General features: G+C 45.8%; 1 protein-coding gene and 1 pseudogene. Both read right to left on the bottom strand.

The features are described 5' to 3' along the window. A pseudogene (locus ACRBG0_RS22270) lies at positions 1–2,437 on the bottom strand (hypothetical protein); the annotation flags it as partial. Positions 2,438–2,796: 359 nt separating this feature from the next. Further along, the gene (locus tag ACRBG0_RS22265; protein ID WP_431489051.1) at positions 2,797–13,743 is read right to left on the bottom strand and encodes an HYR domain-containing protein; all 10,947 of its coding nucleotides are present in this window, start codon (positions 13,741–13,743) and stop codon (positions 2,797–2,799) included. Positions 13,744–13,841: the final 98 nt, after the last annotated feature.

The raw sequence follows: 13,841 nt of genomic DNA, 5'->3' as shown, positions 1-13,841 counted from the left end.
GGAATACTTCGTTGATATCAATGGCACCGTTACCGTTAGCGTCGCCAGCAGGACGTACTTGCCATGCCTCAAAACGACGGGTGATAGAACCCCAGCCACATTCGTTGACCTGGATATTAGGTGTACGCTCTACGATAGTGTCGACTGCACAGTTATCCGTACCGCTTGCTCCGCCAAAAATGGCATCCATCATGATAGAAGTAGCAGCAAATTCCGTGTTGTAAGCGGCAGCAATATCGCCAGGGAATGCCAGTGGCAAGTTAGCGCAAGTCAAGCTTACGTTAGCAGGTGCGTAGCAGTATGGGTTCAGTTTATCTTCAGGTGTTACGACCATCCAGCAAGTGTTCTGGTTGCCAGACTGATCAGTTACACGTAGTTCAATAGTGATTTCATTGTTGACATCACAGCAGTAGAAGTCTACAAAGTTGCCCCAAGGGCTCCAACGGTTGGCACTTGCATCACAAGTGTTGTTGCGCCAGTAGTTACGACGTACTTCCAGGGTTACAGGGCCACAGTTGTCATTAGAACCTTCGTTAACATCATTCGCATATACGCGAGCGATACCTGTAATGCCGTTAGCAACATCACCACCACCGATAGATACGTTCAATTGGTCATCACAAGAAGCAGTAGGTTCGATCAGGTCACGAACAACCAGGTCGTAGGTAACACAAGTTTCGTTACCACAGCCATCTTCAGCACAGAGCTCAACGGTATGGTTACCGATAGGTACTTGTACGACAACGTTAGCACCAATATTTCCACCACGGAAGAAGCTGGTACCGTTTGCCAAAATCGTATAACTAGTAGCAGCGGCAGTAGAACAGCCGTTACCATCCGTTACCTGTGGGTTTGGCACTAAAAAGTTGGCCATACAGTTAAACGGAGAAGTAGACACAGAAATCACAGCAGGTACACCAGAGATGATTGGGCCGGTGAAATCACCAACTTTCACAAACTGGTTATAGATAATACTAGAACCAGGGTTACACCAGTCGATGATATTCCACTCACGACGGTATTTGTAAGAACCTGTACAAACGTTGATGCGAGGTTCGTCAGAATAAGAAGCACCAATGTTACAGTAAGAACTGTTTAAGTCGTGAAAACCGAATGCTGTACGAATAAAAGGATAACCAGTTACGCTAGCTGCAGGGTTATTATCAGGACCACCAACGGTACCGTCAGTAGCGAAGGTCTCGTCACATTCCATAACTGCAGTAAAGTTGGGGAGAATTACTTCTGCAATTAAAGGCTTACGGAAAGTGATAATCTGCTGACAAATATCAACACGAGGTGTACCAGTACAACCAGAGTTGTAACGATCAGCAGCGCGGAAAGTACGTGTAATCGTGACGTTACCACAATCGCCTGCTGAAGAAACTACGTCAGAAACGGTTACGAGGATATTACCACAGTTATCCGTTACCGTTGGGAAACCAGTGCGGCTCAGTATAGTGTTTAATGCAGGAGAGATCGACACGATATCACCTGTAGCGTTAACCACGTAAGTGGCAGGAGCAAGAAGGCGAACCTGATCGATATCTGTACAAACCAAGTCGAAAGTTACAGGTGCAACCTGGGTAGGGAATCCACCACTGATAGAACCATTTTCGCCAAATACTGCCACCGCATAGTTACCCGTCTGGTTGCTGGCCCAGCTGCTCACCATCAAGGTGTAGGTCTGACCATCCACCAAACTAGCAGACATACGAATAGTAGGATCAAAAGAAGTAATGAAACCGCTACCGCTTACGAGATCATCTGCCTGAGCAATGATGTTCTCACAAGGGTTAGCAGGGTTGAAGTTACCTTGGAACAAGGCCATGGTACCGTCACCCCAAGCAGTACCCATGTCAAATGTGAAAATACCTTGACCGGTAGGGTTGTTTACCGTGAAAGAGTAAAGATCATAGTAGTGGTTGCCCGCCAATGGAGGGAAAATCTCTAGGAAACAAGAGTAGTTAGCCAATTGAATACCTGCATCAGTACCAGCCAATGCGCCAGAAATGATCTGAGCGCTAAGGTCAACGGTAACTTCGTCGGTATTTGCAGGACAAACTACGACTGGGTCTGTTTTGTCTTCAGCGAAGATGTTACCCCAACAGGTGTAAACTTCTTGCCCGTTGTCTGTTACTACCACCATATAAGTGTGCGTACCACAACCGGCCAATACATTGGTGTTGCCACCATCAATTGTAACTACAATTTCGTCAGCACATTGGTAGTTACCAGTAAGTACCATACTCGGTGTTACGTTCGCTGCACAGTTGGCATTGAGTGTAACATTTACGTTAGCAATACAGCCTACTTGTAGAGGTAGTCCGTTACAGCCGGTCTGGCTGGAAAGAGGAGAACTGAAGGCGAAAAGGAAAGCCATCAGCATCACATCAAGGCGTAGGAATGCCTTGACAAATTGAAAGTCAATTTTGCCCATAGGATTATAATTTGTAAAAAATAAGAAAAGGAAAAAAGAAAGAGTAATTACCTGTAATACAGGCTTTTAAGTTAATTAAGACATGTTCATTTGCATACTTGCAGCAGCAAATATCAATGTATTTTTGATAATAAACTACAGTTGTATTAAAATTATTTTTTTATTTTTTTAGCTACTTCCAACAAGTGTTAAAAAGCTGGGTAAGTGGTCGTTTTTTAGGGTTTTCTGGAGGTAAGAACTATTACTTCTTTCTCTTTTTTAGAGGGTAGGCTAGAGGTCTCGTTTTAGAGGCTATATAAATAAAAAAAGACGACACCCCGTGAGAGGTGCCGCCTGTTAATGTGTTGTTCAATGTTAAGTTAATCTACGACGATCATTTGTTTCGTTGCTCGGTAATCGCCTGCCTCTACAGTGTAGGTAAATACGCCTGTGGCACCATTGATCATCTGCTTCGTCAGCTGAACGGTGTGATAACCTGAACTGTAATCTCCTTCGATGACCTGAATAAGTGCTCCTTTAGCATCACGAATTGTGATGGTTGCAGTTGCTTCTACGGGCAAGTCAAAGCCGATTATAGTACCTTCGGTGAAGGGGTTAGGCACGTTCTGATAGAGTACGAACTTACCCTGTTCCTGTGCTGAAGCAAAGAATGAAAGTCCAAAATCTGTGATTGTCCCATCACGGTAAGCTTCTGCTGCTGTGTAACGGCTACTCACTTGCAACAGATTACTCAGCTGGGCATCTTCATTGGCATGAAATACCAGACTGAAGAGTACTTCCTCAATTCCCGCGGCATTATTCGATTGGTTCCATGAAGTGGTAATCATTCCTTGATTTACAAATCGTAAACCAAAATTTTCACTGGTAGCTGCTCCGTATTCGATATCCAGTAGCTCCATTCCACTCCATTGTAGCGTCCCTTGGTAACCTTGTATGCTAGAGAGTTTTTCTCCTGTAAATGCTACTGTGTAAGTATTGCCCGCTTTTAGCTCAATGTCTTCCACTTCGAGGTAGAAAGCGCCATTGAGCGTCCGGTCATCGCTGACCAAAGCGTTGGCTTGCGCATTACCGTTGACATCACCTGTTTTCACACCAACGAAATCAGCATTTACCAAGGATTCTGACAGGTTATTGATATTAATCAACTCTGGGAAGGTTTCCTGCCATGGGTTGAGTGCATTCGGGAACACATAATCAGCGGGGACAAAGCGCCAACTGGTATTGTTGGTAAAGGAGGTCGTAATATTCAGCACCAGCTTACGAATATGGATCATATCCAGTGTAGTGATGGTCTCTGAATTGTTGACATCCGCAGCAAGTCGCTGGTAAGGAGTATCCAATGGATCAATATTGAGAATGTGCTTACTGATCAAAACGATATCAAAAGTAGAGACCCCATTTAGTGGATTATCATTATGATAAGGTGTCACCGTGTAATCTCCCCCAAGTTGAGGAACCTGGAAAATGAAAGCACCGTCCGTACCAGTGGTCATGTTCATTTGAGCAGCACCATTGATACTCACTTCTACTCCTTCGATGGTTTCGTTAGCGGTAGTCGTAATCACGCCTGCAATCGTAGCGTCATCCGGTCCATTACAGGAGTTATGCTCTTGTACCAGGACGTAAGTTTCACAGTAGTCATAATTTCCTTCTTCATCAAAGGCATAGATATAAACCACTGTTGTCTGGTCATCGTCTTGGGTTAATACCAAACCTGTATTCGTAGGATGTGGTACAAAGTCTGGATTGCCTTCCACCTCGGAAGCACGATAAATAGCGTACTTCGTAACACGTGGTAGACCACCGAATAATTCAGGTCCTTGACCTGTACAGTCAGAAATTGGAGAACCTTCGAAGTCACTGGCCCAGATCGTCATAGCGCAACCACCTTCAGCCTGAGGCATTAGGGTAACGGTCAATCCATTGATACATACAGGCGCTGGCCCTTTGCAGTCGATTACATCAAAGACCAAAGTTTCGCTGACCTGGTTTCCACAACCATCTTCAAACAATACCCGCACAGCGTGGTAGATATTATCGCCCATAGCGCTGGTAATAATCGGGAAGTTACCATCAAACGAGTAAGTTCCATCACCATTATCGGTGATATTGGCCATCACGTTGCCTGCGGCTCCTGCTTCAGCAAGAAACTCATTAGACTTGATGTCGCCATCGCCATTAATGTCTACTGCAAAGGCATCAAGCTCTGCTGACACCATGCTTATCACTAAGTTGCCAGCACCGTCGAATAGTTCACAATCATCCGTGATGGAGAAAGGAATGCTTACGGGAGCTTCACAGTTGCCGGTTACATCACCGAATTGGCCTGCTTCCAAGGTAGGACAAAGGTCTGTTGGGCCGCCGTATTCACCGACCGTTATTACTGGTACGGTAGAATCGTATACTTTTACAAACTGGGTGTAAATATAGCGGCCGTAGTTGGGCAATTGTGGTGAAGCACAGTTGTCCAAATCAGAATCGCCATCACGGTCCGTATGATCGCGATCAATACACAGGCCACCAGCGCTGGTGTAAGTAATTACCGGACGTTCGTTGCCTTCGACAGCACGATCTACAGGCAAGGCTTCCCCATCATCTTCGGTCATTCGAGCAAGTACATAGCCGGTGTATTCACCGTCCCATAAACACCAGTTGATGATGTCGTAGGTGATACTCAGCTTGTAGCATTCATCTCCTGTAGCGGCAAAGATTTCTGGTTCTCCAATATTTATGCTCAATACATCACAGCCGTCGGCAGTCGTGATAATTGTTGGCACATCAGGGGCACCACAATCAGCAGCAGCATCTTCTGGGAAATCGATCACGAAGTTGTGTACTTCCGTAATCGTAATTACCTGGCTACAGCTGTTGGTTGAACGGTAAACCTCGTTGATATCTATAGCTCCGTTATCATTCACATCGCCTTCTGGCTTGAGTTGCCAAGCTTCGAAGCGACGAGTGATAGTTCCCCAGCCACATTCGTTAATAGCGATATTTGGCGTGCGCTCAACGATGGTATCTACAGCACAGTTATCTGTACCTGTAGCGCCACCGAAGATGGAACTCATCATGCTAGAGGTAGCCTCAATATCTTCGTCATAAGCCGTCGCAATATCTCCTGGGAAGGCTAAAGGCAAGTCGTTACACGTCAAGGACACATCGTCTGGTGCGTAACAATAAGGATTGAGCTTGTCTTCTGGTGTGATAACCATCCAACAAGTGTTCTCATTGCCAAAGATATCCGTCGCCATCAATTCGATGGTTACCTCTTGGTTGATGTCGCAACAATAGAAATCGATGTATCCGTTCCAAGGGCTCCAGCGGTTAGCACTATCGTCACAAGTACCATCTCGCCAGTAATTCCGGCGAACAGCCAGCGTCACTGCGCTACAATTATCGTTGGAACCTTCGTCTATATCGGAAGCCAATATCCGGGCTTCTCCGTACAAGTCGTTTGCAATGTCGCCACCACCTAGCGATACAACCAATTGCTCATCACAGCTAGCGGTAGGTGCAATCTGATCTTCTACCGTAAGGGTATAACTACAATTGGACAATTTGTTACAAGCATCGCTAGCTAGGTATCGAATAGTGTGATCTCCTAAATCTAAGCCTGTCAAGACATAAAGATTATCGGGACGGTAGGTCAAAGTATCACCATCAACTTCTACCATATAAGTTACTGCAGAACAAGCATCGACAGACACCAACGGCGGCACCTGGTAGGTCGCCTCACAGTTGAATGGTGAAACGCTGATGGTTTGATCTTCAGGGCAGGTTAAGCCGGGTCCGTCAATATCCTCTACTCGGATCGTTTGCGTAAACTCAAGCACGCTGGCCAGCGGGGTAGGTAAGCATTGATTGATCACTCGCCACTGACGGAAGATGATGTAGCTGTTTTCACAAATAGTGAAGACTTCATCGTCGTAGTTCATCGCCGCAGTACAGTATCCCGCAGTATATAGGCTATGCCCATCAATTGTTGGTACACCAAGGCTATCAATGGACGTTAATGACGGATCATTTAATACTTCCCCACAGTCTAGTACAGGGTTAGTAATGCCGTCATAACTCTCAGGGAAGACAACCTGTGCCAAATCGAAGGAGGCCATCACAATATTTTGTACACATTGCGAGAAGTTGCCTACTCCATCCGTTACTGTCCAGGTGCGGGTAATGATCAAGCGTGGTTCGCCACAGGTGCCATTGTCTACGACTTCATCGTCGAATTCGATGGTAGCGCCACCTGGGACACAAGAGGTTACCACAGGGTAGCCAAGTGCATCCGGATGAGTTGATTCAATACAAGTCACCATCGCATCTGGTGGGCAGATGAATTCGGGCTCATCGTAGAAATCTACGTGTACGTACCCCCAGCAGCATAAGCCGGTGGCCGGATCACAAATCTCCGCGATAATGGTTTGTCCTACGAATTCCTCTCCAATCATCGGGGAAGTCGGAATTGGATCAACCCCGGTGTCAGGTAAGTCAGGATAAAGCGTAACAATGTAGTTGTCGTAACAACGGTAATCATTGCCGCTTAGCAACATATCTGCGGTAATGGTCGCTGTACAGTCTGGGCCTAAAGAAACGTTCTGATCGGCCACACAAGCGATATCACCAGTAGGGATGTGCTCTAAAACTGTCAAGTTATAGGTACACTCCGTTACATTGCCAGAAGCATCGGTAATGATCAATGTGATGATCGTATCACCAATTGGCACAGGTGTTCCCGGAGGGAAAGAGCTTAGTACGTATTCCGGACAATTGTCGTATTCGAAAATTGGTGTCGTCGGGTATTCGTTGGTATCACACTCTCCTGGGGCCAATTGAATAACCAAATCCGGTGGACAAGTGATTTCAGGAAACTGCGTATCCAGTACCGTCACTTCAAATCCACAAGAAGAGGTATTACCATTAGCATCCGTGAGGACGTAATTGACTTGGGTTACTCCTACGGTAAAGAAGTGGGTAAATGGTGTGTTCTCAGGGAAGATCGGCAAGGTTTCGCTTACTTCTACCGTACCGTCCTCAAAGGTGATGGTGAAGGCGATACTACCACCGGCACAGTTATCAAAGAGAATAGAGTGTAGCCAGGTAAATTCTGCACCACAAAGGTCGAGGTCATTTTCCAGGGTTTCATCTCCTTGAGCGTAAGCTTCGCGAGCACTGATATCTAGGCTCCACGCAGTCAAATCGGTTGATACGGTACTCACTTGACCGTTGTGTCCAATTTGTAAGATCCAAGTTCCTTGTACGGCTTTGCCGTTAAACGCTTCGATATTCCCTACAGGTACAAACGCATCACCACTGCCTAGGTTGGCACAGTTATCGAGGAAAGGATCGGCCAGTTCAGGGTCACCATCCAGGGTGAAGTCAAAGGCGTTACTGCCGGGGCAAATAGCATCGAGTAATTCGATGGCTGTTCCTTCCGGACTGATCAGTGTAAAAGTGAGGTTGCCAAAATCGCCACCGTTGCCTGCTAACAGGAGGTTCAAGTCTGCGATATTGAAGACATCTGTAACCGTAATTGGCAATTCTACACATTCCCCATAAGCCACCGTTGCAATTGGACCTGGGTAGTTGATATAATCTCCGTAAAGGCCACAAACTGGATTTTCATCATCAGCGACTTCTACGGTGAAGCTACATTCCAGGCGAGTGGTTGGTTGTGCTTGAATGGCCGTATGCTCGCCGTTGGGCACTGGCTGTGGAAGCATTGGGTTCAACGTTCCAATTGTTAGAGGAATACAAGCTTCACCGGGCACAAAGTCAGCCGCAGTATTGGTATCCCAAACGGTAGTACGGACGATACCGCCACCGTAAACAGGGCCAATAGCACCTGACCAGTAATCTGCCATCGTACGACCTGCAAGGTTGTATGCAGGAGGACCAAAGCCGCTGATGTCGTAATTATTCATTACTGCCATATCCAAGATCGAACGGGACAGGCTGACAATATAAGCGGTAGGTTCTGTAATTGGTAAATCCAAGGCGCCAGGAACATTGAATACATTGTTAGCTAGATCGTCATGACCGTCACCAAAGTGGATCGTTAATACGTCACCTGGAGCTAAAATGGCACCTGTTGGTACAGCAAAGGTTTCAGAACCACCAGCATAGACACGCTCAATCATTAAGCAGCTTACATCCAGGCTAGCAGAACCAAAGTTGGTGATCTCTAAAGCATCACGAGAACTCGCAGTCCCTGTTAGTGAGGCAGCAGCTGGTGCGCCATCTAGGCAGAAGTTGGTTACTTCTCTCGTTCCGAATTCACCACCTGCTGCAAGTATACCAGTACCTGTGCTAACCGTATAGCTACCGTTACCGGAAGCACAACAGATACCGTCAAGAGCAGTGTCTGTAATTACAAAATCATAACATCCATTAGGTAGACAAATGTTTTCTGAAACGGTAGTACCCGCTAAGCCAATAGCATAAGGCCCGCCTGATGCTATAACCGTACCATTGTTAGGTTCCGTAATAGCCCAAGCTGTCTCTGTTGGATTGTTGTCTAATAAAATTTCTACCGTCACTTCGTTGTCGGTACAGTTACACGAGGTGCAGACACTACCACCACAATCCTCATCTGTTTCGTCACCATTTTGGATGCCGTCAAAACAAGTAGGTGTTGTAGCGGGCGAGCCGTCAACAGTATTGCTCAACTCGTGAGTTACTTCTGTAATCAACAATAAAGGCATATCCTGAAGAGAATAGCTCACGGTACTGGTTCCGAGATCGAAGAAGTTACCGCTAGCATCGTCAAGACCGTTGGCGATCTCATTGCCGTCGGCATCATCAATGCGGTAAGCAACCGTCAGGTTAGGGAGGCAGTTGTCTTCAATATTAGACGGCGCGATATTGTCAACAACAGCTCCGCAATCACCTGGGTCGGTATCGGTGACCACATTGTCTGGGCATTCCCAAGTTGGTGGGGTATGGAAATCATTGACAACGATCTTCACATCACAACGGATGCTGTTGCCTGTTTCATCAACAGCTTCATAAGTGTTGATGGTAATACCAACGGGGTAAACATCACCAGAAGTGAGGCCAGTATCGTCAATTTGAGTAACGGTAACAGGGCCACAGTTGTCTTCAGCTAAAGGCAAAGAATAGTTAGCGAAAGCAGAACACCAGGTTGGTGGTGCATCTACAATTACTGCAGGCTCAGGGCAGTTGATGAAATGCGGAGGATCATCATCTATAACGGTAACCGTAAAACTACACTGGGTAAAGTTTCCTACAGCATCCTCTGCGTAGTAAGTTACTGTTGATACGTTTTCCGTTGGTGAATGATGTTCAAAATCATACTCTCCGTAAAATTGATCAGGTAGCGGCATCGTGATATCAGGGTTCAACAATGCAGTAAGATCAAATGGCCCAGCAATGGAACCATCGGGATTTTCGATGGTGTAGGTATAAAGAATAACATCACAGTTATCGGTTGGTAGTGTATGAACCCAGGTGTCTTGCACTTCGCAAGCAGGTTCATTTCTGGTGTAGAGTGTGACTGCGCCTAGTGCGGTGCAATCGATCATAGGTGTTCCCGTTTCGTCATCGTTATCACAGGAACCTGAGCGGAATAGTTCACAACCACGGGCATCCACAATGGTAAACGACCAGGTAGGTTGCGTATAGTCAACCAAGAGGTTACCAAGGTCTTCCGTGAAATCGTCGATATTGTGTCCATTGCTGACATCGAAGGTATATTCACCATCGACATCATCTGCAACGCCGTCGCTGTCTACATCGAATTTGACGCCACCATATTGGATAGTGTAAGGCTCTAGGCCTCCGGTAATTTCTCCTAAATTAACAATCCGATCATTTTGCTGAATACACTCACACTCCGGCGAGTCCATCTCCAAAGGTTGGCGGAGTTCGAAGGTGGTGTGGACAATTTCCAGACATCCGGTAAGTGCGACATTTGAGTTTTGAGGAACGTTGTCTACACCTGGCAATACGAGTACGTAAGAAACGGTTACAAAACCTGTTCCTGTTCCTGGTGTATAAACACCTCCTTCTTCCACACTACCTGCGTCAATAGATGCTGAACCTAAGGCAGGAGCAAATGCAGTAATACCAAATCCACCCAGGGCATCGCCTAAGTAGGGGTTGTTTTCAACATCTTCATGACTAAGGACGGTACCGTCGGGTAAGGTGATGGTTAGATAGTTGGCGAAATCTAACTGCTCAGGGTTGTTTGCTTCCAAACACAGTTCAGGAATATCGAAGTCGAACTGAATACCTTCAAAGAAATCAATGACCTGAACCTGTGCAAGACAAGTGCTGCTATTACCCGCATCGTCTGTTACCCGAAGGGTTACCAGTCCATAACCGTTCTCGGTACAATCGTAGCTTACGGAAGGAGCAAAAGTGCCGCCTGGTTTAGCTATTTCTATAGTTAAATCAGTATCACAATTATCAACGCTTCCTCCATCTACAAAATGATCTCCAGTTAAAGGATCAGCTGCAAATACGGTAACATTTCCGGTATTATCCAAACGTACATCAATATCCGTACAAAGCGCATCAGGGCGTTGACCATCAATAATGGTTACAGTAAAATTACAAGTTTGGGTTTCATTGGCATCCATAACATCACCATCACCGTTGATATCGACCTGCATGGTGTAGGTAACCGTTGAAACGCCAAGCGGAAACACCAAGCCACTTGCATCATTATGTGTTCCACGGTTAGCCAGGCTATAGGGCGTCGAAGTGCTGGTAGAAGTACCATCAGCGAAAGCTACACTGTAGTTGATGACAGAAGCACAACTGATACCTTGTAAAGGAGCAAGCCCTGTGACCACTGCCGTACATTGGTCAACATCGGTTTTAATTTCGGTGTTTGCTGGGCAATCAAGCATTGGATCACCGGGCGAAACGATTACATCAAAAGTACAGGTAGATTCAACACCAGAACAAGAATAGGCAGTGTAGGTTACTGGATAGGTCCCTGGGTCAAGGTCAGAGCCAGGTATAGGGCCTGAAGTTTGATATACACCTGGTTCTGTAGGTACAATTGCGGCAGTTGGTGTACCATCATAATTAGTGTCGTCAGTGCCCGCGGTTCTTCCTATATAAGACAAGACATCTCCTAAACAGCCATCGTATACAACAGGAATCGACCAATTTACTTCGGTGTCACAGATGCCGTCTTCAGAGAAAACGTAACCATCTTCATTACAATTGGCAAATACTGGAGGAGTACGATTTAATACGGGGATTTCGATGGTTTCTTCATCGCTGAAAGCCAATTCTACATTACAAGAAGCTGCTGCCAGTAAATCTTCAATGATTACCCCAACCAAAGGTATTGCACCAATCGGTAGTAACTCTAATAAGTCGAGTGATTCTTCAGTTACGCCTCCACAATATCCCGAAGGAGCAAAAGGGAAAGCGGTAACGTTACGGATTGTTATGGTACCTATTCCTTCCTCAATATTGTTGGGTACACATCCTTCTTGCCCGACTACAGGGAAGGTGTACTCATCAACAATAAAATCAAAAGCACCATCACCATCGGTATCTGCGACTACAATACCGCCACCACCATCACCACCAACTAGAGAGGATAGCGATGTGGCCACAATTTGTCCTACCGTCTGATCACAGGCATCTTCAAAGCTACCTAAAGGGATAGGATCAAAACAAAAGCGTCCTACAACTGGAATACGTGGTGTACATATTTCAAATGTGATGATATCACAGATAACACTAGTTGCAGAGTTGAGTTCACCAAGCGTAGGCCCGCCAGCGGCAGCATCACCTAGAGATCCGGGTAAACTGCCACGGTAAGTAAAACAAACTTCGGTATCGACACAAGTTGCGACTCCTGTGGTCATCGTAATCCCTGCATCAATAAACTGGGGACCATTTAATTCAAAGAAACTACAGGATAAAGCAAGATTGGGATTTGTCGTCACAGGGCAGACATCGGTAGCAGTGGAAGAGGGTTCACAAATACTTGAGAAAGGTGCATTTGCGCCACATTCGACTCCATCGTTGAATACAGTAAAACTCTTACAAATAGTAGAAGAACACGGACTAGGAGGAGTGATACCACTACAGACCGGTGGAGCTGCTGAAGTTTCTGTCATGCAGATGTTGTAAACAATAGACCCAACAGTATTCGGGGCAGTAAGGCTAACCACACCAAAACCAGTAGGCGTGCCGTTGACGGTTAAGGAAGCGGCGCCACTGGTGGCACTAGTATTTGTTACCGTCACATCTGCTGTCCCGCCTGCTCTACAAGCAGAGGTGGGCGTGTCATTTGCCTCTGAAGGGGTAATAGTGAAGGCTGGTTCTGGCTGTACGGTGATTAGTAATCGTGCTTCATCACTGTAAGGAGCGTTACTACATCCGTTGGGATTTGAGACTGTATATCTCACCAAAAAACAGCCTCCATTGGGAGGTACGGTAAGAGTAGAGCCACTAAGGGTAGCTGTACCTTCTTGTAAGCTAAAAGTGCCCCCATTGGTATTAGCACCCTGAAACATGACGCTCAAATCAATCGTTTCTCCTCCACGCTTACAGTTTACAACTGTTGGTTGGAGATTTGCGACAGGAGCAGGGAAGATTTCAATATCCGTGTTTGCCTGATAGACACAACCATTGAACTCATACTCATATACGATCGTATAGCTTCCTGGTGAAGTATTAGATACGTCCAATAGGCCCGTATTTACATTGAACCCAGGCGTAGACGGATAAATCGCATAATTGGAATTGTCTCCGGCTACTGATCCCGCACTGGGTTGCCCCACAAAGGTAACATCGGTACCATCCTGACATCGGTCGGAAGGACTATTTAGGGTAATATCCACAACATAGTCGAAATTCGCAGAAACTACTCTTGCGTTAAAATCATCGGGAGCATCAGTTCCAGGATTACTGGTCCAGCCAGCACCAAAATTATTGTAGACGATATCAACATCGCCATCATTTATTTCATTATCCGCCGCTAGGGTTGGAATAATAAAATCTCTACATTGTTGACTCCCAATGGTAGGATTACTCCCGAAACCTCCCGTTGGAAACGTCTGTCCAGCAATTACTACATCAAAAGTTTCATTACCATTTCCCATGTCTCCCCAAAAGCAAATCCTCACTGTCATAGGAGTTTGTAAAGTGACGTTATCTCCTAAACCACTGAGTGCTATGAAGCTGGTGGTAAAGGGAGGAGTATCAGTATCAAAATCTTGACTGAGAGTCGCCGCGGGCCCCATGGAATAATTACAAATTACGGGCGTCTGAGCATTTAAGATACTCAATAGGCCGAGCATTATTAAAAGGGACAAGAACTGTCGCCTTTTTAATAGACATAGAAGTCTACTATTACTTTCTTTGTAGAAGTTGGTTTTCATATAAAACATGAGATTATAGAGGTAAAAAATTA

It is taken from the genome of Lewinella sp. (assembly GCF_050633125.1).
Lineage (GTDB): Bacteria > Bacteroidota > Bacteroidia > Chitinophagales > Saprospiraceae > Lewinella.
Note: the sequence above shows the minus strand (reverse complement) of the source record. Positions and strands in the feature narration are given on the sequence as shown.